At 66.3% G+C, this 26,225-nt stretch carries 16 protein-coding genes; 14 read left to right on the top strand and 2 right to left on the bottom strand.

The window, feature by feature from the left end:
• Nucleotides 1-5: 5 nt before the first annotated feature.
• Together PD284_RS03120 and PD284_RS03115 are read right to left on the bottom strand one after the other, a co-directional pair.
• Nucleotides 6-755 carry a polysaccharide deacetylase family protein gene (locus tag PD284_RS03120; RefSeq protein WP_274626768.1) on the bottom strand — a complete coding sequence of 250 codons (750 nt, stop codon included), beginning with the start codon at nt 753-755 and terminating at the stop codon, nt 6-8.
• Entirely contained in the window at nt 752-1,840 is a 1,089-nt protein-coding gene (locus PD284_RS03115; RefSeq protein WP_274626767.1) for a glycosyltransferase family 4 protein, read from the bottom strand. The genes PD284_RS03120 and PD284_RS03115 overlap by 4 nt, the downstream gene beginning before the upstream one ends.
• Nucleotides 1,841-1,919: 79 nt before the next feature.
• On the opposite strand from PD284_RS03115, the gene PD284_RS03110 reads away from it, so the two are divergent.
• From PD284_RS03110 to PD284_RS03045, 14 genes are all read left to right on the top strand, one after another.
• Complete coding sequence (locus tag PD284_RS03110; RefSeq protein ID WP_274626766.1) at nt 1,920-3,077, top strand: DUF3095 domain-containing protein; 1,158 nt, start codon at nt 1,920-1,922, stop codon at nt 3,075-3,077.
• A 329-nt stretch (nt 3,078-3,406) separates the two neighbouring features.
• On the top strand, nt 3,407-4,690 hold the full coding sequence (locus PD284_RS03105) for a CaiB/BaiF CoA transferase family protein (protein ID WP_274626765.1): 1,284 nt from the start codon (nt 3,407-3,409) through the stop codon (nt 4,688-4,690).
• A complete protein-coding gene (locus tag PD284_RS03100) occupies nt 4,687-6,258 on the top strand; it encodes an acyl-CoA carboxylase subunit beta (protein WP_274626764.1) in 1,572 nt (523 codons plus the stop codon). The genes PD284_RS03105 and PD284_RS03100 overlap by 4 nt, the downstream gene beginning before the upstream one ends.
• Before the next feature lie 64 nt (nt 6,259-6,322).
• Complete coding sequence (locus tag PD284_RS03095; RefSeq protein WP_274626763.1) at nt 6,323-6,544, top strand: acyl-CoA carboxylase biotin carboxyl carrier protein subunit; 222 nt, start codon at nt 6,323-6,325, stop codon at nt 6,542-6,544.
• The gene (locus PD284_RS03090; protein WP_274626762.1) at nt 6,541-8,151 is read left to right on the top strand and encodes an acyl-CoA carboxylase subunit beta; all 1,611 of its coding nucleotides are present in this window, start codon (nt 6,541-6,543) and stop codon (nt 8,149-8,151) included. The genes PD284_RS03095 and PD284_RS03090 overlap by 4 nt, the downstream gene beginning before the upstream one ends.
• Nucleotides 8,152-8,421: 270 nt before the next feature.
• On the top strand, nt 8,422-9,429 hold the full coding sequence (locus PD284_RS03085) for an ABC transporter substrate-binding protein (RefSeq protein WP_274626761.1): 1,008 nt from the start codon (nt 8,422-8,424) through the stop codon (nt 9,427-9,429).
• A gap of 54 nt (nt 9,430-9,483) precedes the next feature.
• Nucleotides 9,484-10,272 carry an ABC transporter ATP-binding protein gene (locus PD284_RS03080; RefSeq protein ID WP_274626760.1) on the top strand — a complete coding sequence of 263 codons (789 nt, stop codon included), beginning with the start codon at nt 9,484-9,486 and terminating at the stop codon, nt 10,270-10,272.
• Nucleotides 10,265-11,170 (top strand): ABC transporter permease, encoded by a 906-nt coding sequence (locus PD284_RS03075; protein ID WP_274626759.1) that lies wholly within the window; start codon nt 10,265-10,267, stop codon nt 11,168-11,170. The genes PD284_RS03080 and PD284_RS03075 overlap by 8 nt, the downstream gene beginning before the upstream one ends.
• A 128-nt stretch (nt 11,171-11,298) precedes the next feature.
• Nucleotides 11,299-11,964, top strand: coding sequence for a GntR family transcriptional regulator (locus PD284_RS03070; RefSeq protein ID WP_274626758.1), 666 nt, complete (start codon nt 11,299-11,301; stop codon nt 11,962-11,964).
• A gap of 241 nt (nt 11,965-12,205) precedes the next feature.
• Complete coding sequence (locus PD284_RS03065) at nt 12,206-13,522, top strand: hypothetical protein (RefSeq protein WP_274626757.1); 1,317 nt, start codon at nt 12,206-12,208, stop codon at nt 13,520-13,522.
• Between the two features lie 34 nt (nt 13,523-13,556).
• Entirely contained in the window at nt 13,557-14,924 is a 1,368-nt protein-coding gene (locus PD284_RS03060) for an acetyl-CoA carboxylase biotin carboxylase subunit (RefSeq protein WP_274626756.1), read from the top strand.
• 790 nt (nt 14,925-15,714) lie between these two features.
• Nucleotides 15,715-16,626, top strand: coding sequence for a helix-turn-helix domain-containing protein (locus tag PD284_RS03055; protein WP_274626755.1), 912 nt, complete (start codon nt 15,715-15,717; stop codon nt 16,624-16,626).
• A 181-nt stretch (nt 16,627-16,807) separates the two neighbouring features.
• Nucleotides 16,808-22,402 carry a DUF7507 domain-containing protein gene (locus PD284_RS03050; protein ID WP_274626754.1) on the top strand — a complete coding sequence of 1,865 codons (5,595 nt, stop codon included), beginning with the start codon at nt 16,808-16,810 and terminating at the stop codon, nt 22,400-22,402.
• A complete protein-coding gene (locus PD284_RS03045) occupies nt 22,399-26,142 on the top strand; it encodes a TonB-dependent receptor (RefSeq protein ID WP_274626753.1) in 3,744 nt (1,247 codons plus the stop codon). Before PD284_RS03050 ends, PD284_RS03045 begins: the two co-directional genes overlap by 4 nt.
• The last annotated feature ends 83 nt before the right edge of the window (nt 26,143-26,225 follow it).

Genomic DNA, 26,225 nt, shown 5'->3' with positions numbered 1-26,225 from the left:
GTCCGTCAGCGCAATCCGCCCAACTCGCGCATTGTGCGCCAGCAGCTGCCATCGTTGCTGGCGGTCACCTCGAACAGGCGACGCAGGAAAAGCCATGCCGCGTCGTCGTGGACGAGATGATGGGTGAGCACGCCGATCGCCCCGCGCGGTGTCTGGAACAGGGCGCGGAGCTGGGCAACGATCTCGTTGACGAGAGCCGCATGGTCCCGGCAGCCGCGAGCGCCGCGCCAGTCGATGATGTCGACCGTGGTGTTGACCGACCGCACCGCCCCCGGCGTCTCCGACCCGAAGGTGGAAACCACCTCGAAGCCGATTTCGGACAGCCTTGGCACAAGCGCGGGATCAATGCGGTTCCACGGGGGCACCAGGACTGGAAGCGCCCGCTTCCCATGCAGCTTCTCGAGCCTCGCGCGGCCTTTCGTCAGTTCCTTCAGCATCCTTTCATGAGGACGATGAGGGCCAAGCTCCTGCTTCTTCTCCATCCAGGGCGCATAGTTCACGTGCGACCATCCGTGGGCCGCCACGCTCGCGTTGCCGGCGGCGCTGAGCCGTTCGGCCAGCGGTTCGCCGGTCGGTTCGGGGATCACCGCGAGAAGCACGGGAATGTCATGAGCCCCCGTCAGGTCGAGCAGCACGTCGAGCGGCGCTGTCGGCTGGATGGCGTCGTCGTCGCGCAGCCAGAAGTCGGCGCGCCGTCCGGCTGACGCCCAACGCTCCAGCTCTTCGCGCAATGGTCGCCAGGTTTCCTGCATCATGCGACCGCCATTCGCGGGAGAAGATTTGTGAGGCGGTGCGCCGCGGCTTCGAGGGAACGTTCATGCTGGACGAAGCGACGGGCATTGTCGCCCAGTCGCCGACGTTCCGTTCCATCCTGCAGCAGCAGCGCGATGGCGGCGGCATAGGCCTCCGCGTCGCCCTCCGGTGTGAGCAGGCCGGTTTCGCCGTTGCGCACGACCTCGGGCACGCCGGCCGTGGCCTGGGCGATCACGGCGAGTCCCGCCGCCTGCGCCTCGAGATAGGCAAGCCCGAACGCTTCGCCGCAGCCCGGCCAGACGAGGATGTCGCTCGTTTGCAGCGCCTCGAAGACGCGAGGTTGCTCAAGATGTCCGTGATAGGTGATCCGCTCCGCAGCGAACTCCTGAAACATGGCCCGCACCTCATCCCTGCACGGTCCGTCGCCGACGATGGAAAGCGTCCACGGCAAGTGCTCTATCAGCATGAGGGCATTGGCCAGGCTGCGATAGCTGGCGAGCTTGTCTCCCGGACGCATCATGCCGACGGCGATCAGCCGCTTCCCGCTCTCCGCAATTCCCGGGCCGAAAAGCGCAGCTGCGTCCACGAAAGGAGGCAGCATCGCGAATGCCGCGTCGGGGACCGCCGCGCTCAATCCGTCGTGGTCGCGCTGCGTCAGGCAAAGGTTCACTGCCGCCTGCCGCACGCCCGCTACTACGCGGGCCTGCGCTTCTTTCCATGCGCCGATGCTGCGGCGAGCAGAGTAGGACGCTTCCAAGGTGACATAAGGGATCGAGAACTCCTTTGCGAGCCTCGGGCCGATGAGATCCGGGGACTTGTAGTAAGGGTGGTAGGTGAACCAGAGGTCGGGCGCGGACGCGCTCCGCCAGGTGCTGCGCAGGCGTTGGGCCTCGCCTTCAGCGTCCTTCATGAGCTCCCTGAAGCGGTTTTCGTCCGGCTCGGGCATGTAGGCGCGCAACTCCGAGGCCACTTCGACCGTATGTCCTGCAAGCTCGAGAGCGCGGATCATCAGCCTCGCCACCTGCCGGTCGCCTGAAACGACCGGGTGGTTGGGGGACTTCAGGGGCGCGTAGAAAGCGATCCGCATACCCCCGAGCTATCGGGCCAATGCGCGCGTGTCAAATCGGGCGCATGCTCGCGGACCTCGAATATGATAGGTCTTTGAGATGACGGTTTCGGATGACCGCTTCTTCGATGGGTTGCCGCATTTCGCGCAGTTCGAAGGCGTTGCCGATGCGCAGAACTACAGGCCCCTTCCTGATGACTGGGTGGTGGCGACCGCCGACATCGTCAACTCGACCGCAGCGATTACTGCAGGACGCTACAAGACGGTCAACATGGCCGGCGCGAGCGTCATCTCAGCCATCCTCAACGCGGCCGGCCGGCGCGACCTGCCTTTCGTCTTCGGCGGCGACGGCGCGCTGGTAGCGGCGCCGTCGGTCTTGCGCGAGAAGATTCGGGCGGCGTTGTCTGCCGTGCAGGCGTGGGTCGGCGACGAACTCGACCTGCGCATGCGGGCGGCGATCATTCCCATCGATCACATCCGCGCCAAAGGCCTCGACGTTCGGGTGGCGCGCTTCCAGGCGTCGGATCAGGTGTCCTACGCCATGTTCGCGGGCGGCGGGGCCAGCTGGGCCGAGGCCGAGATGAAGGCAGGGCGCTACACGATCGAACCGGCGCTCGCGGGAACACGGCCGGATCTCAGCGGCCTGTCCTGCCGCTGGGACCCGATTGCGGCACGCAACGGTGAGATCGTCTCCATCATCGCGGTCCCTCGCAGCACCAGCAAGCAGCGGGCATTCGAGTCGCTGGTGACGGACATCATCGCCTTGGTGGGAAATGAAGCGCGCGGCGGCCATCCGGTGCCGGACGGCGGCCCGTCTCTCGGCTTTCCACCGCCCGGGCTCGACGTGGAGGCGCGGGCCGCTGCGCCGAGGGGGCCGCGGCGAATCCTGCGCAAGGTGGGGATCCTCGCGCAGGTCGTGCTGCTTCGCATGGCCGACACGTTCAACTGGAAGCTCGGACGCTTCGATCCGAAGCTCTACCGAAGCGACGTGGTCGAGAACACGGACTTCCGCAAGTTCGACGACGGGCTGAAGATGACGGTCGACGTGGACCGCGAGGTATTCGCCAGCGTGGAGGCACGGCTGCGGAGGGCCGAGATCGACGGTGTGTGCGACTACGGGCTTCACCGTCAGGATTCCGCATTGATGACCTGCATCGTGGCGACGCCGCTGCAGCGCGACCACGTCCATTTCGTCGACGGCGCCGCGGGCGGCTACGCCATGGCCGCCCTGAACTTGAAGGCAAAGCTGGCGGCGTAAGCATCGGGGCAACATTTCCGCCGGGTTCAGGCGCGGGGTCCAAACCGGAAGCGGGGCGCGAGACCACCCGCCCAGCGCCGCGCGCCATCCGCGGCCTTCACCCCGTGCCCCGGTTAGGTCCCTGAATCTATTCATAAAACCTTGATCCAGATGGATCGCGACGTCTCCCTTTCCTATTGCGGATGTGAGGCGCGGAAGGTGGCGTCACAAGTGTCGGGCAAAGTGTTGACAATTATGAAGACGCTGTGCGAGGGTGCGTACAGAGGAGCCCGAAAGCCGGCCCCGGGTTGATCCGGAGGACGCTTGAGGGACGCGGAGAGGATTTGGGAATGAAGGTCGACGCATCAGCGCCGTCGCCGCGCCCGTTGGACGGCGTTCGGGTGATCGAGCTCGGTTCGACGGTGGCCGGACCGTTCTGCGGGCGCCTGCTGGCGGATTTCGGTGCGGACGTGATCAAGGTCGAACAGAAGTCCGGCGATGCGGTTCGCTCGATGGGAAAGCGCAATCGGGGCCGTTCGCTGTATGCCGCCTCGATCTTCCGCAACAAGCGCAACGTCTCGATCGACCTTCAGACGGTGCAAGGGCGCGACCTGGTGCGGCGGCTGTGCGAGAAGGCCGACATCGTGGTCGAGAATTTCAAGCCGGGTACGCTCGAACGCTGGGGCCTCGATCACGACACGTTGAGCCTGGCCAATCCCGGCCTCATCAGCGTGCGCATCTCGGGCTACGGGCAAACTGGCCCCTATTCCAGCCGGCCGGGCTACGGCGTGGTCTGCGAAGCGGTCAGCGGCATGCGCGAGATCACTGGCGACCCGGACCGTCCGCCGGCGCGCGTGGCGGTGTCGCTGACCGACTACATCACGGGGCTCTATGCGGCTTTTGGGGCGGTGATGGCGCTGAAGGCGCGCCAGCGCAGCGGTCGGGGGCAGGTCGTGGACGCCGCGCTCTATGAGGCGGCATTCAGCTTCATGGAGCCGCATGTGCCGGCGTATCAGCAGCTGGGCGTGATTGCCCGCCGCGCAGGGCCGCGCTTGCCGGACAACACGCCCAATTCGCTCTATCCGACGGGCGACGGCCGCCATGTCCATATCGCAGCCATCACCAATCCACTGTTTGGCCGGCTGGCCACGGCGATGGATCGGCCCGATCTGGCGCAGGACCCCCGCTTTGCCCAGCCGGTCGCCCGCTCGGAAAACGAGGACGCGCTGGACGCGCTGATCGGGGATTGGACGTCGAGCCTTCCGGTCGAGGAGGTCGAGGCGCGGCTGCAAGCCGTCAACGTTCCGGCATCGCGAATCTACGACATGAGCGACATCTTCGCGGATCCGCACTACGCGGCGCGCGGCATGATCGCGACGCCCGAGGATCCTGAATTGGGTCCGGTGGCGATGCCCAATGTCGTTCCCCGCCTGTCCGAAACGCCTGGCCGGGTCGAGTGGATCGGCCGCGACACGGGAGCCGACACAAGGTCCCTTTTCGAAACAGAGCTCGGCCTGAGCGCCGATGAGGTGGCTGGTCTCATCGAGGCGGGTGTCCTCCATGCGGGTCCCATGCAAGCCGAACCGGAAAAGCGCCGGACAGCGGCGCGAACCGAAGCAGGAGGTATCCGATGAACGACCTTTCGTCTGGGGGCGCAGTGCGCGAGACGATCGAGCAGGAGTTGACCCGCCGCAGCGAAGCGGCGCTGGCGATGGGCGGGTCGCAGAAGCTGCGCCGTCGGCGCGAAGCGGGGATCCTGAACGCACGCGAAAGGGTCGACCGGCTGATCGACGCCGGCAGCTTTCGCGAGATCGGCATGCTGGGGGTCTCCACCCGGCTGGAGGATCGCACGACCACCCCTGCTGACGGCAAGGTGACCGGTTATGCGCGCATCGACGGCCGCCCCGTCGCCGTCGTTTCGAACGACTTCACCGTCAAGGGCGCGTCGTCGAGCATGACGAACATGCGCAAGATCGGCCATGTGAAGCGCGTGGCGACCGATCGCGGCATGCCGATCGTCTTCCTGGGCGAATCTTCGGGCGCGCGGATGCCCGACAATATGGGCTCGCGCGGTATGGGTACGATGCTGGGCAACGATCCGTCACAGTACATCCGCGACCGCAAGACACCCTGGGCATCGGCAGTGCTGGGCCAGTGCTTCGGGTCTTCGGCCTGGTATGCCTGCCTGTCGGACTTCACGGTGATGCGCAAGGGTGCGGTGCTGGCGGTGGCCAGCCACGGGCTGGCATCGCTGGCCATCGGCCAGACAGTTGAACCCGAAGACCTGGGCGGATGGCGACTGCACGCCGATCATACCGGCCTGGTCGACCGCGTAGCCGACACCGACGAGGAGGCCCTCGCCGAGATCCGCCGCTTCCTGTCCTATCTGCCCTCGCATTGCAACGAGGCACCGCCCAGCGCCGATGCGCCCGACGAGGAGGGAGAAGAGATCCGTGCGGCAAGCGCGCGTCTTGCCGCTCTGGTGCCGCAGAACCGCCGCCAAGGCTATGACGTGCGCAAGGTGATCGAGGCGCTTGCCGATCCCGGCAGCTTCTTCGAGCTGAAGCCGCGCTTCGGCAAGGTTGCCAGCGTCGGCCTGGCCAGGATGGGCGGGCAAAGCGTCGGGTTCGTCGCCAACAACCCGATGTTCAAGGCCGGTGCGCTGGATGTCGACGCCTGCGAGAAGATCACGCGCTTCCTGGTGATGTGCGATTCGTTCAACATCCCCATCATCCTCCTGGTCGATACGCCCGGTTTCGTCATCGGGATCGAGGGCGAGAAGCGCAAGGCGCCAGGCAAGATCATGAATTTCATGTCGGCGCTCCAGCTTTGCTCAGTTCCGAAACTCTCGGTCATCATGCGCAAGAGCTATGGTCAGGCTTATCTGAACATGGGCGGCGGGCGGAATTCGGACGAGGTGGCCGCCTGGCCTACTGCCGAAGTCAGCTTCATGGACCCCGACTACGCAGTCGATGTGGTCAATTGGGGCCGCGAGGTGACCCCGGCCGAACGGCAGCGCGTGCGCGACCAGATGGCAGAGGATTCCACAGTCTTCGGTCTGGCCGAGATCAACGCCGTGCAGACCGTGATCCGCCCCGAGACGACGCGCGCCTATCTGCTCGAGATGCTGGAATTGCACCGGATGCGCCTGTCCCGCGGGATAGGGCAGCGCCGCATGGCGCATTGGCCGACCACGTTCTGAATCAGGCCCGATTCCAATCCGCCGGCCAGCCAGTCGGCAGCAAGCCGCAAGCAAGGGAAACGACATGACCCAATCCAACGTGACCTCCCCCGTGACCGGCTCGGTCTGGAAGATCGAATGCAGCGTCGGCAATCAGGTTTCCGAGGGCGACGTGCTGATGATCCTCGAATCGATGAAGATGGAGATTCCCGTCGAGGCAACGGCAAGCGGGACCATTGAGACCCTCTCGGTCGCCGAGGGCGTCTCGGTGGACGAGGACACGCTGTTGTGCGTGATCGCGTCATGAGCCTCGCGACCGCTCCGAGGCCCAGCGAGGCGCCGACCGCCGAGGTCCGGACGCCAGGGATCGCGGAACTCGAGTTCCGCCAGGCCGAGTCGCTGAAGATGGGCGGGGCCGAGGCCGTCGCACGCCAGCATGCCGCCGGGCGGCTCACGGTGCGCGAGCGCATCGACGTGCTGGCCGATCGGGACAGTTTCCGGGAGCTTGCGCAGCTGACCGGCACCGGCATCTACGATGCCGATGAGCAGCTCCAGGGCGTCGTCCCCGCACCCTATGTCGGGGGCACCGTCACCGTAGACGGACGCGACGTCGTGGTCGGGGGCGAGGATTTCACCGTACGGGGCGGCACCACCTTCAGCGCGCCCCGCCGCAAGGGCGGGCAGGGCGGGTTGACCGAGGATTTCGCTTTTCACTACCGGCTGCCGCTGGTCAACCTGATCGATGGAGCTGGCGGCACCGTCGCCTCGATCGAGAAGCGGCGCCATACGGTGTTTCCGGGCGTGCACGGGTTCGAGCGATCGGCTTCGCTTCTGGGCCGCTCGCCGGTCGTCTCGGCCGTGCTGGGAACGGCGGCGGGCGGGCCCGCCGGGCGCGCGATCCTGTCGCATTTCTCGGTCATGGTGCGTGGCACCAGTCAGATTTTCGCTGCCGGGCCGCCGGTGGTGAAGCGCTCGCTCGGGCAGGACATCGACAAGGACGAGTTGGGCGGCGCCAGTGTCGCCGTCGACAAGGCTGGCACGATCCACAACGCTGCGGACAGCGAACAAGAGGCGATGGCGCAGATCCGCCGTTTCCTCAGCTTCATGCCGGCCAATGTCTGGGAGATGCCGCCGGTCGCGGCCTGCGACGATCCGGTCGACCGCTGCGACGAGAGGCTGGCGCGCATCGTGCCCGAGCGGCGGACCCAGGCATTCGACATGCGCAAGCTGATCGACATGATCGCGGACCGTGGGTCGGGTTTCGAGATCCAGCCCACCCACGGCAAGGCGGTCATTACCACGCTGGCGCGGATGGGTGGCTTTCCGGTCGGCATCGTCGCCAACAACCCGATGTTCTACGGCGGCGCGGTCGACCACACGGCGGCGCGCAAGCAGGTCCGCTTCATGCAGCTGTGCGACACCTTCCACATTCCGCTGATCTTTCTGGTGGATGTTCCGGGCTTCATGGTCGGGCTGCGGGCCGAGGAGAATGCGACGCTGCTCGAAGGCATGCGCGTCGTGCACGCGGCGTCGCAACTGACCGTTCCGACGATGACTTTGGTGATCCGCAAATGCTACGGCATGGCCGGCATGGCGACCTGCAACAAGAACGGCGTCGACTACAAGCTTGCATGGCCCAGTGCGGAATGGGGGTCCTTGCCGATCGAGGGTGGCGTCGCTGCGGCCTTCCGGCGCGACATCCGCGCCGCCGAGGACCCGGTCGCGAAGGAGCGCGAGATCGAGGCGCGGCTTCGGCCCTTCGCCTCGCCCTTCCGCAGCGCCGAAGCCTTTGCGGTCGAGGATATCATCGACCCGCGGCAAACCCGGCCGGTCCTGTGCCGGCTGGTGGAACTGGCGCAGACGCCGCTGCGCCACAATCTCGGTCCGCGCGCCGGGTTCAACTACATGCCCTGACTGCGCGGCCGCCTCGGCCGCGGCAGGGCATCGGCATGCATGACGGGTAGGTGATAGGGGATTTGCAAGGACAGGGATCGACAGACCCGATCGATGTCTGAAGGTCGAAACGGGGGAGAATGCCTCGCAGACTGTTGCGATGAGTACCGAACGACTGAAATCCCACACCCGTCTCGGCGAGACCAAAGGCCGTGGGGAAGCGTGGCGTCGCGGAACGGCGGGAGGGCCAATGAACGGCGCCATTGTACACAACAAGGGAGAGAGACGCACATGAGGAATACGTTGCTTGCAGCGGCTATGGCGCTGATCTGCGGCATTGCCGCGGCGCTACCCGCGCGCGCCGAGACGGGTGAGGTCGTATTGGCGCGGCAGTTCGGGATCGGTTACCTGCCCCTCGCGGTCATGCACAACCAGCAACTGGTGGAGCGACACCTCGCCGAAGCCGGACTGGCGGACACGAAGGTCACCTGGTCGCGCTTCGCCACCGGCTCAGCGGCGAACGACGCCATGTTGTCGGGGCAGTTGCATTTCGCCGCCGGCGGCACCGGCCCGGCCTTCATCCTCTGGGACAGGACGCGGTCGAACTGGCGCGTTCACGGCGTGGCGGCTCTCAGCTCGATGCCGAACCTCCTGGTGTCGACAGACCCGCGCCTCCAGTCGCTGAGCGATTTCACCGATACCGACCGCATCGCGATGGCTGGGGCAGGGTCTTCGGTCCAGACGATCTATCTGCAGATGGCGGTTTCCGCCAAATGGGGGATTGAGAATTTTGAGAAGCTGAACAGCCTGATGGTGAACCTTCCCCATCCCGAAGGGCTGAACGCCATGCTCTCGGGTTCGGGCGGCATCAAGTCGACATTCACCACCCCGCCGTTCCAGCAGCAATCGTTGAAGAACGAAGGCGTGCACGTGGTCTTGAACTCCTACGACATCATGGGCGGTGAAAACACGTTCCTGATGCTCTGGGCCACCGATCGTTTCCGCACCGAGAATCCGAAGACCTTCGGGGCGGTGCTGGCGGCGCTGCGTGAGGCGACCGACTGGATCAACGCCAACCCTCGCAAGGCTGCCGAACTCTATGTGGCGGACGCGGCCGGAGCGGAGGATGTGGACCAGGTCGAGGCGATCATCACCGATCCGCAGACCACCTTCACCCTCGCACCCCGTCGGGTGCTGCCTTATGCGCAGTTCATGAACGACATCGGCAGGCTGAAGAACCGCCCGGAAGCCTGGACCGACCTGTTCTTCCCCGAGCTTCACGACCTCGACGGCAGCTGATCGCACTCCTTCCGAGCGACAAACAACGCCGGTCTGCGGCGCAGAGAGGATGCTATGGATCTACACAACACAGCTGCGCCGCTGCTGAGGGTCGACGGCACGACCCTCCAGTACAAGGCCGGGGGACTTCTCGTCACCGCGACCTATCGGGTGAGTTTCGAGGTGCACTCGGGCGACCGTTTCGTGCTCCTCGGACCCTCGGGCTGCGGGAAGTCTACGCTACTGAAGGCCGTCGCGGGGTATCTCACGCCGAGCGAAGGCGCCATCTCGCTCCAGGGCCGCGCGGTGCGCGGGCCTGGGCCGGACCGGATGATGGTGTTCCAGGAATTCGACCAGCTCCTGCCCTGGAAGACGGTTCTGGAAAATGTCGCCTTTCCGCTGCAGGTCAGCCGGAAGATGTCGCGCGCCGAGGCCCGCGAGAAGGCGCTCGAACACATCGCCAAGGTCAATCTGAGCAAGTTCGCCAACAGCTATCCGCACATGCTGTCGGGTGGCATGAAGCAGCGCGTCGCCATCGCTCGGGGCATGGCGATGGAGCCGGCGATCCTGCTCATGGACGAGCCCTTCGCCGCGCTCGACGCCCTGACCCGACGGAAGATGCAGGATGAGCTGCTCCAGCTTTGGGACGACACCAAGTTCACCGTCCTTTTCGTGACCCATTCGATCCCCGAGGCGATCCGCATCGGCAGCCGGATCCTTCTGCTCAGCGCCCATCCCGGGCAGGTGCGGGCCGAGCTCAACAGCATTCCGCGCGATTCCGAGGACGCCGTCGCGCATCGCGAACTGGAACACAAGATCAGCTCGATGCTGTTCACCGACCAAGTCGAGGTGACCCATGACTGACACCGTCTCCGTCCTTCTGCGTCCAGAGGCTTCTGCCGACCCGGATCCACGCCCGGAACGCTATTTCGAACCCAACGCCTCGGATGCGACGCAGGTCGTGAAACGGCCGCTTTCGGCATGGGAGTTGATCTTCGACAACGGCGCGGTGCGCAAGGGCCTGATCCTTGTGGCGCTGGCGCTCATCTGGGAAGTCTACGCGCGCCAACTGAACAACGACCTGTTGTTCCCGACCTTCACGGCCACCTTGCAGGCGCTCTACGAAGGGGTCGTGTCCGGGGGGCTTCTCGTCAAGGCCTGGGCGTCGATACGGGTGCTGTTGCTTGGCTTCGGGATCGGCATCGGATTGGCGATGCTGTTGACCGTCCTCGCGATCACCACGCGGATCGGCAACGATTTCCTCGAGACGCTGACCGCGATGTTCAACCCGCTTCCGGCGATCGCGTTGCTGCCCCTCGCACTGATCTGGTTCGGCCTGGGAGAGGGAAGCCTTCTGTTCGTGCTTGCGCATTCCGTTCTCTGGGCGGTGGCTCTGAACACCCATTCCGGGTTCCAGGCAGTGTCCCCGACGCTCAGGATGGTGGGCCGCAACTACGGGCTGCGCGGGCTTTCCTATGTCTCGCGGATCCTCATTCCGGCGGCCTTGGGCAGCATCCTTTCGGGATTGAAGATCGGCTGGGCGTTCGCCTGGCGCACCCTGATCGCGGCAGAATTGGTGTTCGGCGTCTCCTCGGGTGGAGGTGGCCTGGGCTGGTTCATCTATGAGAACAAGAACTACCTCAACATTGCGAACGTCTTTGCCGGGCTGCTCCTGGTGATCCTGATCGGGCTTTTTGCCGAGAACGTGATCTTCCGGACGCTGGAAAGGCTCACCATCCGCCGCTGGGGCATGCACTCCTGAACGGCCGTCGCGGCGGCGCGCGCGCAGGCGGCAGGCCGCCGATCCGGGTGTCCAGAGACGATGTTGACAATTATGGCGTCTGTTTGGAAGTGCGGATACATTCGATGCAATGCCATGAGGTAGCGGCGATGGATAGTTCCACGACACGGACGAAGATGACTGTCGAAGAGATCGTCGATGCCCTGCGCGACAAGATCGTCGTTCAGGAACTTGCTCCCGGCGTCAAACTGCGCGAGATCGCCGTCGCCAGCGAATTCGGCATCTCGCGCCCCCGGGTGCGCGAGGCTTTCAGCATCCTGGAAGAGCGGGGGCTCATCGAGCGCACCCACAACCAGGGCGCCGTCGTCGCGCGGCAGACGGCCGGGCAGATCGAGGCGCTGTTCGACGTGCGGGAGGTGCTGGAAGCGCTCGCCGTGCGCCTCGCGACCCAGAACGCCCCAAAGGGTACATGGGACGTTTTTCGCGAACGCTTCGGCCCGCGCGCGATCAAGGCAATCGAGACGAACGACATGGACTACTACGTCGAAGCAGTGAATGAATTCCGGCGCAAGACGTTTCAGGAAGCCAACAACGAGATCCTGAGCCAGAGCCTCGACAGACTCTATGATCGCACGCGCGTGCTGATCCAGCGCCTGGTGCTCATGCCCGGCCGTGCGGCAGCCGCGCTCGAGGAGCACCGGCAGGTCATCGAGGCGATGATCGAAGGGGATGCGGTGCGCGCCGAGCAGCTCAAACGGGCCAATATCGTCAGCGCCCGCCGCTGGTTCCAGGATTTCAAGAAGTTCCTCCTCTGAAGCTCCAACCGAAGTAACGCGCCGCCACCGGCTCTGGGCCCGATGAGGCGGTATTTTCGCCGGTGAGAATGCTGACAATATTGTCGGCAGATCACCACTCTGTCTGAATCCGGCACTGCTAAGGGTCGAAACCATGCCGCGGCAGCGAGCTCGAGAGCGGAGAACGGATCTTGCCCCAAGCGTCCAAACGGGCGGAGCAACTCGCACGCGTCCGCACCGTTCTGGGCGGGTCTGATCGAGCATGGGAAACCTGCTCTTCCTGATCTGGCCCCTGGTCCTGCTACATCTCGTTACCGGAATGGCGGAGCTCGCTTTGGTCATAGGCGGGGCTTTCGCCATCTACATTGTCTTCGGGGTAATGACTGCTCCCCGGGCGGACCGCGTGTTCACCCTTGCAGTCATGGCCCTGGCGGTCGCTGTCGCCGCGCATGACCGTCGGCTGGGCGACCTGATGGCGACGTTCGCCTCGACATCCGTTTTCGCCGCCTTCATTCCGTCAACCCAACTGCTGCGCACGGCCGCCGAATCCAGCCCCCAGGTTCTGCGCTTCCGAAAATTGCTTGGCGCTCAGCCGCGCGCGGCCCGGCCGACCTGGTTTGCAATCGGCACGGCCTTTCTCGCGCCGGCCACGACCGTTGGCGCCATTGCCCTGCTGTCGCCCCTGTTCGACGAAACGGCGGACCCACGGCAGAGGCGCGACGAGGTGATCGCCGCCGTCACCGGCGTAGCGCTGGCGCTTGTCTGGTCACCGTTCTTCGTGGCGATGGCGGTTGTCACGTCGTTCTTTCCCGGTGTTCCCTTGTGGGCTGCGATGGGAACCGGGTTCGCCTTGTCCCTCCTGGGACTGGTCCTGTTCCTGCTGGCGCGCGGCGGACCATCCGCTTTCGGCCAGGCGTGGCAGGCGCTGCGCGCGTTGGGCGGTTTCGTTCCCCTGGTCCTGGCCTCGGGGGCGCTGGTCGTCCTGTTCCGCGTCTGGGGCGGTTTCTCCACGCTGCAGTCCGCCTGTCTGGCCATTCCGCTGCTGTGCCTGCTCCTGGTGGCGGCCGGCGAAGGCGGTCTTCCCGCCGTTCCCGGGCGCTCGATGGCGGTTGTGCGCGAAACGATCCTGCGGACACAGCGGCTCGGGGGCGATGTCGCGGTCGTGGCGCTGGCGTTCCTTTTGGGACTTGTCCTGCGCGACAGTCCCTCCATGGCCGAAGTGGTCGGCCTACTCGGGCTGGGCGGTTTGCCTGGCCCGTTGATACTGCTTCTCGTTCCGTCTGCGATGCTGCTCCTGGGGATCTTCACCATCCACCCCATCGTTGCGGGGTCGCTGATGCTGGCGCTGACAGTGGGTCACCATCCCGGCGTCGGCGATCTCGCGCTGCTGGGCTCCGCCCTCGCGGGCTGGGGGGCCGCGTCGATGCTCTCGTCGACGAGCCTTCTCGTTGTCGTGACCAGCGCCGTCAGCGCCGTGCCACGCCGCGAGCTTGTTCGCGGTCGCAACGCCTTTTTCGCACCGGCCTTCATCCTGATCGCCGGCCTTTTCCTAGCTCTCTTCGACCGCATCGCATCGTGATCGACGCGGCAGGCCAGACCAGAAAGGACGTAGCATGACCGAGATCACCAAGCTGCTTGTCGCCAACCGCGGCGAGATCGCCCGCCGTATCATGGCGACCTGCCGCCGCCTCGGCATCGCCACGGTGGCCGTTCATTCGGAGGCCGATGTGGGCGCGGCGCATGTCGAGGCGGCGGACGAAGCGGTCGCCATCGGCCCGGCCATGGCCCGCGATAGCTATCTGCGGGCGGACAGGATCATCGAAGCGGCGCTGACGACAGGCGCGCAGGCCATCCACCCGGGCTACGGCTTCCTGGCCGAATCGCCCGAATTCGCCCGTGCAGTATCTGATGCCGGGCTTATCTGGATCGGGCCCGACGCTGGGACCATAGCAAGTATGGGCGACAAGGATCGGGCGCGCAGCATCGCGCGCGAGGCGGGGGTTCCCGTTCTCCCCGGAAGCCCGCGGTTCGCAGTCGGGGCAACAGACGCGTGCGCCGCCGCGGCTGAAGAGGTGGGTTACCCACTGCTCGTCAAGGCTGCCTGCGGCGGGGGCGGAATCGGCATGCGCCTTGTCGACCGACCCGAAACTCTTGCCGGGGTTGTGGCCTCGACCCAGTCGATGGCCGAGCGGTCCTTCGGCGACGGCACCGTGTATCTTGAACGCTTCGTGGCGCGCGCTCGCCACGTCGAGGTGCAGGTATTCGGCTTCGGCGACGGCAGCGCGGTGCATTTGTTCGACCGCGACTGCTCGGTCCAGCGACGGTATCAAAAGGTGATCGAGGAAGCTCCAGCCCCCGATCTTGCGCCCGAAATTCGCGCGGCGATGCAGACGGCGGCTGTAGGCCTGGCTGCGTCGGTCCGATACGCCGGGGCGGGGACGGTCGAATTCATCTACGACGTCGAACGCAGGGCGTTCTACTTCCTGGAAATGAACACGCGGATCCAGGTCGAGCACCCGGCAACCGAGATGGTGACCGGAGTCGATCTGGTCGAATGGCAGATCCGGCAGGCCGAAGGCGCCCTGGCGGCGCAACCCCAACTGCCCCGGCCCACCCAGCACGCACTGGAAGTCCGTATCTATGCCGAGCGGCCCGAGAAGAACTTCCTGCCTTCGCCGGGCCGTATTGCCGAGTTGCGCTGGCCCGCCACCGACGAAACGCTGCGCATCGATCACGCGATACGCGTCGGCGACAGCATCACGCCCTATTACGATCCGATGATCGCCAAGCTGATCGCGCGCGGCCCCGACAGGGCGGCCGCGATCGCCCGCATGCTCCGGGCGCTCGGGGAGATCCGCATCGAGGGCGTGTCCACCAATATCGCCTTCCTGGCGGACCTGCTGGGCTCCGCGCCGTTCCGGGACGGCGATTTGAGCACCGATCTGATCGCGCGCCTCCGCGGGGTCGCGAACGCCGCCTGAGGTCAACCTGGGAGAGCGGCAGGAGGTCGGGGGCCGGGTGCGAATGGACGTGCGGAACGCTCGCTAAAGTTGGGTCGCTGCATTGTCGCCAGGATGGAGGAACCAGTGGGATGGGGCTGGCTGCCTCCGTCCCCGCGTTCGTCTTCGCCGGCGACGCATTGGGCGGACCATTCGAAGAGCTACGCCTGTTCGCGGCGGCGCCTCCACGCCCGAACGTCGCATGTTGCGTGCACGTTCCGGATTGAGGCGACTTGAAACTTGCAGAGTCGCCCCGTAGACGAGCGCACGAAAAGGCATCCCAGGTGCTCGAATGCGCGCGCACACGGGAGGGCTGTCGGCGAACGGCGAGTTTCGATGCAAATCTTCCCAGAAATCCTGTTCGAGCGGACTTGCGCCGTCCATGGTGTTGGCGGTTCCGACATGCGGTAAGCCTTCCGTCCAGGCCAAAGCGCCTGTCCTCACGCGGTAGCACCACCGGATTACTTCACGGTCGTTTCCTGGATGTCCGCTTGCGCCTTTCTTCGGCGCTCGGGCAGGTGCGCCCCGCGCGGAAACCGTCGCGGCCGCTGTAGGCGACAGCTACAGCTCTTCGAGTGCATCAAGTCCCAGGAAATTTGCAGTTGCAGTGTAATATTTTCGCGTTTCGGTCTCCGCGTCCGCACAAGGCCGGCCGCGTCGGCAGAAGGTGGGGAAGGCAGCATCCTCCTCCTCCTCCTCCTCCTCCTCCTCCTCCTCTTTCCGGATGGATACAGCATCCAGCCGGCGCCTCCGCGCTCGGGGGCGGCCGGTGATGGACCACGCCTTGGCGACTGACGGCTTCGGCCAGCCGGGAGAGCCGCGAGAGACTACCCGTGGCGATGTGCTGGCCTTCCTTCCCGACTTCAGCCCCCAGCGGGCGACGACATTTCGTGGCGGCGTCATCCATTCCAACCGGCCGCCGAGCAACGAGTCCTTCGTCGCCGAAGACCACTACGTCACTGTCTTCCTCTCGAGCGTAACCCGCGGCGCGGCCGCTCTGAATGGCGAAAGGATGCGCCCGTTCGAGGCCACCGCCGGTACGATCGGCATCGTGCCGGCCGGTGTGGAGGGCGCAGCCTCATGGGAGACGTGGCGGGAAAGCCTGACGGTCGTCATCACCCGGGAAAGCCTTGAGGAGCTCGCGGCGCAGGAGCGCAGTCGCTCGACGGAACTGTGGGCGCCGCAGTCAAGGATCGTCGATCCCTGGGCGCTGCATATGGCCAAGCTGCTCAAGGCCGAGCTTCTCACCGGGACGTTCAATGCATTCTACGTCGATTCGCTGATCACGCTGTTCGGCGTCCACCTGCTCAGGAATTTCACGGAAACGGTCGGCCAAAAGTACGGAGGCAGCGGCGGGCTTTCGCCGCTGAACAAACGCCGCGCGCGCGAGTACCTTTCGGCGAACTTCGCTGCCAGGGTCACCGTCGCGGAACTGGCTGCGGAATGCCAGCTCTCGCCAAGCCACTTCATCCAGGCCTTCGCCAGGACCTTCGGTGTGCGCCCGCACGAATACCTGACCGAGCTGCGCCTCGACCATGCTGCGCATCTGCTCGCGCAAAGTGACGCGACGATAGCAGAGATCGCGTACCAAAGCGGGTTCTCCAGCCAGAGCCATCTCACCTCGACGATGCGAAGGCATCGTGGACTGACGCCGGCGCGCTTGCGGCATACTGCGCGGGAGTAGGGCGACCAGTTGCGGTTTGCCTCACTATTCTGAAACGCGCCGACACAAGCTGAAAGATCATCCGACAGAAACGTGCTGTCCGTCGCTGCAGAAATCCAATGCGGAGTCGTTACGGCGGATCGGCGGCCAGGTCCTGAAAACAGGCGCCTGCCCCTCGTGATCGCGCCTGCGAGGGGCAGTCATGCAGATCTTGAAACCGGGGCGGATGTCCGGGCAATTTCTTCGCGCGCTCGATCGGTGCTCGAATCTCGTGCGCGCCGCATCGGCGAGATCGGCTGCCTTCGGACTGATCGCCGCCACCTCGATAGCCTCGCTGTCTCTGCCGGGAGCGGCGGTCGCGCAGCAGTTGCAGCGCACATTCATCAATCTGGGTTTCGAGCAGCCGAACATGGGGGTGGCTGGCTGCCGGTTGTATATCGCGGAAGCTCAGGTCCCGGGGTGGACGACCAACCACCCATCCGACGCCACCGAGAACGTCGGATGCACCGGCTTCTCGCTGAATCCCAACAGAGGGGCCTTGATCGAGACCTGGAAGACGCCCCGGCAGGGCGTCAACGCGCGCGAAGGCACCCAACTGGCCGAGCTGAACGCCAAGCAGCTCTCGCGAATTTCGCAGAACGTCTGCCTCGTGCAGGGAGAAACGGTCGGCTGGCGATTCAGCCATCGTGGGCGCGGAAGCGCCACGACCCACGACGTGATGAATTTTCTCGTCGGCAGCCAGGTCATCAAGCGGGTGCAGACCACTAACACGGGCGCGGGCGGCCTCGTTGGGTCGGTTGCCGGCCAAGGTACGGCGACATCAGCGGCCGGCCCGGATGGCTGGCGCGACTACAGCGGCGCCTTCGCCTATACGGGCGCCACCGGGACGACGAACCTCGGTTTCGAGGCCGTCAGCAGCGCCGGCGGAGCCACGGAAGGCAACTTCCTCGACTCGATCCAGGTGGAACTGCGTTCCTTCGTCGATTTCACCGACGCGCAGTTCAAGACGCAGGAAGGCGAAACCGTCGATCTGCCTGCAGTGCGCATCCTTGGGACGGTCCCTGCCGGCGGCATGAACGTTCTGGTCGATGTGACCGGGGGAACTGCGACGCTGGGCACGGACTACCAGACGGTACCGGCCAACAGCACCTCGCTGGTCGTCCACATTCCTGCCGGAAACTATGACGGGGATGAATTTCCGATAACCGTTTCGGCCCTGGCTGACGCGATCGTTGAAGGCGACGAGACGGTCACCTTTCAGATCCGGCCGAGCCCGGATGACTATTTCGTGCTGTCCACGGAATCCTGCGGTGCGCCGGCGCACGCCCAGGCTGTGTGGACGATCACGGATGCGATACCCGGCCTGACCATCCTCAAGACCGGCACGCTCAACGATCTCGACGGCGACGGGCTGCTCGATCTCGGCGAGACCATCTCCTACTCGTTCCTGGTCACCAACACCGGCACGGTGACGCTGACCGGTGTCACCGTCACCGATCCGCTGGTGACGATCGTCGAGGCCCCGCAGACGCTGGCGCCGGGCGCAAGCTTCACCTTCACGGCGAACTACACGCCGGTGCAGGCCGACATCGACGCCGGCTCGGTCACCAACACGGCGACCGCCACCGGCACGCCGCCGCCCGGGCTGACGCCGCCGGTGAGCCCGCCGTCGACGGCGGTGGTGCCGCCGCAGCAGACGCCGGCGCTGACCATCCTCAAGACCGGCACGCTCAACGACCTCGACGGCGACGGGCTGCTCGATCTGGGCGAGACCATCTCCTATGCGTTCCTGGTCACCAACACCGGCACGGTGACGCTGACCGGTGTCACCGTCACCGACCCGCTGGTGACCATCGTTGAGGCCCCGCAGACGCTGGCGCCGGGCGCGAGCTTCACCTTCACGGCGAACTACACGCCGCTGCAGGCCGACATCGACGCCGGCTCCGTCACCAACACGGCGACCGCCACCGGCACGCCGCCGCCCGGGCTGACGCCGCCGACAAGCCCGCCGTCGACGGCGGTGGTGCCGCCGCAGCAGACGCCGGCGCTGACCATCCTCAAGACCGGCACGCTGAACGACCTCGACGGCGACGGGCTGCTCGATCTGGGCGAGACCATCGCCTATGCGTTCCTGGTCACCAACACCGGCACGGTGACGCTGACCGGTGTCACCGTCACCGACCCGCTGGTGACCATCGTTGAGGCCCCGCAGACGCTGGCGCCGGGCGCAAGCTTCACCTTCACGGCGAGCTACACGCCTCTGCAGGCCGACATCGACGCCGGCCAGGTCACCAACACGGCGACCGCCACCGGCACGCCGCCGCCCGGCCTGACGCCGCCGGTCAGCCCGCCGTCGACGGTGGTGGTGCCGCCGCAGCAGACGCCCGGCCTGACCCTCGTCAAGACCGGCACGCTCAACGACCTCGACGGCGACAACCTGCTCGATCTGGGCGAGACCATCGCCTACGAATTCCTGGTCACCAACACCGGCAACGTGACGCTGACCGGCGTCACCGTCGCCGATCCGCTGGTGACCATCGTTGAGGCCCCGCAGACGCTGGCGCCGGGCGCAAGCTTCACCTTCACGGCGAGCTACACGCCTCTCCAGGCCGACATCGACGCCGGCTCGGTCACCAACACGGCGACCGCCAGCGGCACGCCGCCGCCCGGCCTGACGCCGCCGGTCAGCCCGCCGTCGACGGCGGTGGTGCCGCCGCAGCAGACGCCCGGCCTGACCCTCGTCAAGACCGGCACGCTCAACGACCTCGACGGCGACAACCTGCTCGATCTCGGCGAGACCATCGCCTATGCGTTCCTGGTCACCAACACCGGCACGGTGACGCTGACCGGCGTCACCGTCACCGATCCGCTGGTGACCATCGTTGAGGCCCCGCAGACGCTGGCGCCGGGCGCAAGCTTCACCTTCACGGCGAGCTACACGCCTCTCCAGGCCGACATCGACGCCGGCTCGGTCACCAACACGGCGACCGCCACCGGCACCCCGCCGCCCGGCCTGACGCCGCCGGTCAGCCCGCCGTCGACGGTGGTGGTGCCGCCGCAGCAGACGCCCGGCCTGACCCTCGTCAAGACCGGCACGCTCAACGACCTCGACGGCGACAACCTGCTCGATCTCGGCGAGACCATCGCCTATGCGTTCCTGGTCACCAACACCGGCACGGTGACGCTGACCGGCGTCACCGTCACCGACCCGCTGGTGACCATCGTTGAGGCCCCGCAGACGCTGGCGCCGGGCGCAAGCTTCACCTTCACGGCGAGCTACACGCCTCTGCAGGCCGACATCGACGCCGGCCAGGTCACCAACACGGCGACCGCCACCGGCACGCCGCCGCCCGGCCTGACGCCGCCGGTCAGCCCGCCGTCGACGGTGGTGGTGCCGCCGCAGCAGACGCCCGGCCTGACCCTCGTCAAGACCGGCACGCTCAACGACCTCGACGGCGACAACCTGCTCGATCTCGGCGAGACCATCGCCTATGCGTTCCTGGTCACCAACACCGGCACCGTGACGCTGACCGGCGTCACCGTCACCGACCCGCTGGTGACCATCGTTGAGGCCCCGCAGACGCTGGCGCCGGGCGCAAGCTTCACCTTCACGGCGAGCTACACGCCTCTGCAGGCCGACATCGACGCCGGCCAGGTCACCAATACGGCGACCGCCACCGGCACGCCGCCGCCCGGGCTGACGCCGCCGGTCAGCCCGCCGTCGACGGCGGTGGTGCCGCCGCAGCAGACGCCGGCGCTGACCATCCTCAAGACCGGCACACTCAACGACCTCGACGGCGACAACCTGCTCGATCTGGGCGAGACCATCGCCTATGAATTCCTGGTCACCAACACCGGCACCGTGACGCTGACCGGCGTCACCGTCTCCGATCCGCTGGTGACCATCAACGAAGCGCCGCAGACGCTGGCGCCGGGGGCGAGCTTCACCTTCACGGCGAGCTACACGCCGCTGCAGGCCGACATCGACGCCGGCTCGGTCACCAACACGGCGACCGCCAGCGGCACCCCGCCGCCCGGCCTGACGCCGCCGGTCAGCCCGCCGTCGACGGTGGTGGTGCCGCCGCAGCAGACGCCCGGCCTGACCCTCGTCAAGACCGGCACGCTCAACGACCTCGACGGCGACAACCTGCTCGATCTGGGCGAGACCATCGCCTACGCGTTCCTGGTCACCAACACCGGCACGGTGACGCTGACCGGCGTCACCGTCACCGATCCGCTGGTGACCATCGTTGAGGCCCCGCAGACGCTGGCGCCGGGCGCGAGCTTCACCTTCACGGCGAGCTACACGCCTCTGCAGGCCGACATCGACGCCGGCTCGGTCACCAACACGGCGACCGCCAGCGGCACGCCGCCGCCCGGCCTGACACCGCCGGTGAGCCCGCCGTCGACGGTGACGACCCCGACCGATCCGGTTCCGGCGGTTTCGGTGACGAAGCGGCTGACGGGCGAGAGCATCGCCGCCGACGGCGTTGCGCAGCCCGGCGAGGTGCTGGCCTACACGATCACGCTGACCAACTCCGGTGGCGGCGCGTTCAACGGCTTCGACTTCACCGAACAGGTGCCCCAGGGCGCGACGCTGACGGCAGTCAGCGGGGCGTCGGGCTTCCATGGCCCCGTCGCGGGGCCGGCGCAGCTCGGGCTGACGGTCGCCAGCGTGCCTGTACGCGGTTCTGTCACCGTGGCGGTGGAGTTCATCGTGGACGATCCGCTGCCGGCGAGTGTGACGGCCATCACCAATATCGTCTCCGGCGGCGATATCGGTCCCGATTGCAATGATTGCGCGGTCTCGGTCCCGGTGCAGGCGCCGTCCGACCTGACGGTCACCAAGCAGGCAGGCCTTCGCTATGTCCGCATCGGCGAGAAGACGCCCTATACGATCACGGTCACCAACAATGCGGCCAAGGCTTCGTACGGCATCACCGTCACGGACCTGATGCCGGCCGGCTTCCGCTTCGTCGAGGGATCGGCGTCGGTGGACGGCGCATCGGTGTCCCCGGCCGTCAATGGCCGCCGCGTGTCCTTCCGCGACCTTTCGGTCGCCGGTGGCGGCGAACTGGTGATCCGGCTGCAACTGGTGGCGCTGAGTTCGGCGGGTCCGGGCAAGCACGTCAACACGGCCGTGGTGACCGACGGCGGCGGCAATCCGCTGACGCCGGACGGCACGGCGACCGTCGAGATCGTCGCTGATCCGGTGTTCGACTGCGGCGAGATCATCGGCAAGGTCTTCGACGACAAGAACCGCAACGGCTACCAGGACGATGGCGAACCGGGCCTGCCCGGGGTGAGGGTCGCCACCGTCAAGGGCGTTCTGGTGACGACGGACAAGCACGGCCGCTTCCACGTGGCCTGCGCCGACCTGCCCGACCAGCGCATCGGCTCGAACTTCATCATGAAGCTCGACACGCGCACGCTGCCGACAGGCTACCGCCTGACGACGGAGAACCCGCGCGTGGTCCGCCTGACGGCCGGCAAGATGACCAAGCTCAACTTCGGCGCGTCGATCGGCCGGGTGGTCCGCCTGGACCTCAAGGATGACGCTTTCGAGCCCGGCGACGTGACCCTGAAGACGCGCTGGAACGAGGGCATCGACCAACTGATCGACGTGCTCCGCAAGGAGCAGTCGGTCCTTCGGCTGAGCTACGTCGATGCGGGGGCCGACCCGGCGCTTGCCCACGAGCGGCTGCAGCAGGTGGGCGATCTCATCCGCAAGAAGTGGGGCGAAAGGAGAGGTCAGTACCGGCTCGAGATCGAGACGCGTGTGGAGGTGAGCCAATGACCAGTCCAGCGCACCCTCTCGACAACTGCGGATCGGCCATGAAGACCTCTCGACACCACACCCTGCTGTTCGGCAGCGCACTTGCCCTGCTGATGCTGAGCGCAGGCGGCGTGCTGGCCCAGGTCTCGCCTGAGGCGGGTGTCTGCACGGCCGACGACTGCCAGCCGCAAGTCCGCGGCAAGGCGCGCGACAACAGCGCCTCTGGCGTCATTGCGACGGGCGAGAACACCGAGCGCGAGACGCCGGCGGGCGAGGCGAGCATTCCGTTCTCCATCAGCGTCGATGGTGAGACGGTGGAGGAAAGCAGGCGGACCGGCGAGGCCTCGAGCAAGCCTGTGGACCGCCAGCGCAAGACGGACGTGGACCTGAGCGCCGTCGATATCCAGGTGAAGTTCGACGGCCTCGGGGCGAAGCAGCTGCTCAATGTCTCGACCACACCGGTCCGGCGCACCTACAAGGCCGGGGATTCCATCGAGTTCCTGGCGACGTCCAACTATCCGGCCTTCATCGACAGGTCGGAGATCCGCATTCGGCAGACTGATGCGGGAAAGGGCGTACCTCCGGTCGCAGTCGTGCCGGTGTCGATCAACGGCCAGGCATCCTGGACGATGCCGGATGCTGTCGAGGGTGAGCCGGAATTCAGCTACGTGCTGCGCGTCTACGACGCCGAGGGGCGCTACGACGAGACCGAGCCGCTGACCATCGCGCGCACGCAGCGCGATCTCTCCGGCAAGCCGGAGCGAGACGCCGTTGCGCCCGGCATGGGCGAGGATCGCACCGCGCTGCGCAACATCCCCGTCAATGGCGGGGCTGTTACCGTCTATGGGCGCAACGTGCCCGAGGGACACCGGGTCAGCGCCCTCGGCGATGACATTCCGGTCGACCCCGATCGGGCATTCGTCGTGCAGCGCATCCTGCCGCCGGGCGACCAAGAGGTCGACGTCGCGGTTCAAGGCATTTCAAAGGCGAGCGCGCTCGACTTTCGCCGCCAGGTCAACATCCCGCACAACGACTGGTTCTATGTCGCGCTGGCCGACCTGACCGTCGGCAAGCGGATGGGCGACGACCACATCGAGAGCGTCCGGCCGGGCGAGTATGACGACATCTACACGAACGGCCGGCTGGCTTTCTACGTGAAGGGCAAGATCAAGGGAAAATACCTGCTCACGGCCGCCGCCGACACCGGCGAGGACGACATCGAGAACCTGTTCCGCGGCTTCGACAGCAAGGACCCGCGGCAGCTGCTGCGCCGCCTCGATCCGGACGACTACTATCCGGTCTATGGCGACGACTCGACGATGATCGAGGACGCGCCGACCAGCGGCAAGTTCTTCGTGCGGCTCGAGCGCGGCGACAGCCACGTCATGTGGGGCAACTACAACGCCCGCATCACCGGCACGGAGTTCATGCGCTCCGACCGCGCGCTCTACGGCGCCAGCGCCGTCTACCGTTCGGAGGAGACCACCTCCTTCGGCGAGCGCAGGAGCGAGGTCACGCTCTATGCCGCCCAGCCCGACACCCTGCCGCAGCGCGACGAGTTCCTCGGCACCGGCGGTTCGGCCTACTTCCTGAAGCGGCAGGACATCACCATCGGGTCCGAGACGATCACGATCGAAACGCGGGACAGCGTCACCGGCCGCGTGATCGAGCGCCGCGTGCTCGTCTACGGCGAGGACTACAGCTTCGACTACATGCAGGGCGTGATGATCCTCAAGCGCCCGCTGTCGTCTTCGACCGGGACCAGCGGGCCCGTGCGCAATGGCGCGCTTGGCGGGAACAGCGTCTATGTGGTGGCGCAGTACGAGTACACGCCGGTTTCCACCGATGTCGACGGCTATGTCTATGGCGGCCGCGGCCAGGCATGGCTGAACGACAAGGTGCGCGTCGGCGTCACCGGCATGAACGAGAACACCGGCGAGGCGGACCAGCAGGTCTACGGGGCCGACCTGCAGCTGCGCCATTCGGAGCGCACGTTCCTCGAGGCTGAGGTTTCGCATTCGAAGGGCCCCGGCTTCGGTTCGTCGACGTCCGTCGACGGCGGCCTGACGCTGGAAGACATCCCCACCTCCGGCGATCGCAACCGCGCCGCCACCGCATGGCGGGTGCGCGGCCAGGTCGATCTGGAAGACATTGCGAAGGGCGGGCCCAAGGGCACGGTCGGCGGCTACTACGAGGAGAAGGAGGCTGGCTTCTCGACGCTGTCGGAGCAAGTCTCGGTCGACCAGCGCATCTGGGGAACGCATGCCGACGTCGAGCTGAACGATCGCACCGGACTCTCCCTCGTTTATGACGACTTTGCGGACGCCCAGGGCCAGACCGAGCGCGAAGGCACGGCGAGCGTCAGCTACCAGTTCGACAAATACTGGAAAGCGTCGTTCGGCGTCAGCTACACCGAGATCATGTCGCCATTGGCGATCGCGTCCGGCAAGAGCGGTTATGACGGGGCGCGCGTCGATGCCGGCGTCCGGCTGGAATACCAGCCCGACGACGACCGCAAGGTCTATGTCTTTGCGCAGGGCACGCTTGTCACCAGACGCGACATCCGGCGCAACGACCGCGTCGGCGTGGGCGGCGAAACGAAGCTCACTGACAAGATCGGCGTCACCGGCGAGATTTCCTACGGCAATACGGGTCTTGGCGGGCTCGCCGCGGTCACCTACGAACCGACGGCGGACAACCAGTACTACGTCGGCTACCGGCTCGATCCGGACCGCGCCAACAGCCTCGATCGGAACTACGACCTGGTTGGAACCGACCGCGGCGCCATCGTCGGCGGCGTCAAGCGCAAGCTTGGCGAGACGGCTTCAGCCTATGTCGAGAACAGCTACGACATGTTCGGCCGCCGTACGTCGCTGACCCAGACCTACGGCGTCGTCTATACGCCCGACGCCGTGTGGACCGTCGACATGGGCCTGGAAGCCGGCCGCGTGCGGGACACCACGGTCGATTCCGCCACCGGACTCGAGCGTCCCGACTTCGACCGCACCGCGGCATCGCTCGCCGTGGGCTACAACGACGAGGAAAAGGGCGTCACCGCGCGGGTTCGCGGCGAGGCGCGCTTCGACGAGTCCGACGACGACAGCCAGGATGCCCAGTCCTACCTGATCGCCGCTGGCCTCGCCTGGAAGACCAGCGAGGACTGGCGCCTGATCGCCAATGTCGACGCGGTGCTGTCGGAAGCCGCTTCCGGGGCCTTCCATGACGGCGACTATGTCGAGGCCTCTCTCGGCTATGCCTATCGCCCGGTTGACAACGACCGGCTCAATGCGCTGTTCAAGTACACCTGGCTCTACGACCTGCCCGGTCCGGATCAGGTCGACGTCAACGGCAGCACCTACGGACCCAAGCAGCGCAGCCACATCCTCTCGGCCGACCTCGTGTACGACCTGGTTCCCTGGCTGTCGGTCGGCGGAAAATACGGCTTCCGCTACGGCGAGGTGCAGCAGCGGCTGACCGACTCCGAGACGTTCTCGGGCTGGGAAACGTCCTCGGCCCATCTCGGCGTGATCAGGGCCGACTTCCACGTCGTCAAGCAGTGGGATCTGCTGATCGAGGGACGTGTGCTTCACATGCCGGAGGTCAAGACCACCGACTGGGGCGCGCTCGCCGCCGTCTACCGGCATGTCGGCGAGAACTTCAAGGTCGGCGTCGGCTACAATTTTGGCGTCTTCTCCGACGACTTGCGGGATCTGACCCTCGACGATCGCGGCGTGTTCCTCAACGTCGTCGGGAAGTTCTGACGTCAGGCAATGCGGTTGATGTCTCCTTGGCGGGGCATCGTACCGCGCCATCGCCGAGGGGCCGTCACGACAGGGAGATGGGC

This window comes from Mesorhizobium shangrilense, from assembly GCF_028826155.1.
GTDB lineage: Bacteria > Pseudomonadota > Alphaproteobacteria > Rhizobiales > Rhizobiaceae > Arvimicrobium > Arvimicrobium flavum.
This window is presented reverse-complemented; position numbering and strand designations above follow the sequence as displayed.

Coding starts and splice junctions, on each gene's coding strand:
- PD284_RS03055 (WP_274626755.1), top strand. CDS start 15,715: ATGGACCACGCCTTGGCGACTGACGGCTTCGGCCAGCCGGGAGAGCCG.
- PD284_RS03115 (WP_274626767.1), bottom strand. CDS start 1,840: ATGCGGATCGCTTTCTACGCGCCCCTGAAGTCCCCCAACCACCCGGTC.
- PD284_RS03085 (WP_274626761.1), top strand. CDS start 8,422: ATGAGGAATACGTTGCTTGCAGCGGCTATGGCGCTGATCTGCGGCATT.
- PD284_RS03100 (WP_274626764.1), top strand. CDS start 4,687: ATGAACGACCTTTCGTCTGGGGGCGCAGTGCGCGAGACGATCGAGCAG.
- PD284_RS03045 (WP_274626753.1), top strand. CDS start 22,399: ATGACCAGTCCAGCGCACCCTCTCGACAACTGCGGATCGGCCATGAAG.
- PD284_RS03065 (WP_274626757.1), top strand. CDS start 12,206: ATGGGAAACCTGCTCTTCCTGATCTGGCCCCTGGTCCTGCTACATCTC.
- PD284_RS03050 (WP_274626754.1), top strand. CDS start 16,808: ATGCAGATCTTGAAACCGGGGCGGATGTCCGGGCAATTTCTTCGCGCG.
- PD284_RS03120 (WP_274626768.1), bottom strand. CDS start 755: ATGATGCAGGAAACCTGGCGACCATTGCGCGAAGAGCTGGAGCGTTGG.
- PD284_RS03110 (WP_274626766.1), top strand. CDS start 1,920: ATGACGGTTTCGGATGACCGCTTCTTCGATGGGTTGCCGCATTTCGCG.
- PD284_RS03080 (WP_274626760.1), top strand. CDS start 9,484: ATGGATCTACACAACACAGCTGCGCCGCTGCTGAGGGTCGACGGCACG.
- PD284_RS03090 (WP_274626762.1), top strand. CDS start 6,541: ATGAGCCTCGCGACCGCTCCGAGGCCCAGCGAGGCGCCGACCGCCGAG.
- PD284_RS03060 (WP_274626756.1), top strand. CDS start 13,557: ATGACCGAGATCACCAAGCTGCTTGTCGCCAACCGCGGCGAGATCGCC.
- PD284_RS03095 (WP_274626763.1), top strand. CDS start 6,323: ATGACCCAATCCAACGTGACCTCCCCCGTGACCGGCTCGGTCTGGAAG.
- PD284_RS03075 (WP_274626759.1), top strand. CDS start 10,265: ATGACTGACACCGTCTCCGTCCTTCTGCGTCCAGAGGCTTCTGCCGAC.
- PD284_RS03105 (WP_274626765.1), top strand. CDS start 3,407: ATGAAGGTCGACGCATCAGCGCCGTCGCCGCGCCCGTTGGACGGCGTT.
- PD284_RS03070 (WP_274626758.1), top strand. CDS start 11,299: ATGGATAGTTCCACGACACGGACGAAGATGACTGTCGAAGAGATCGTC.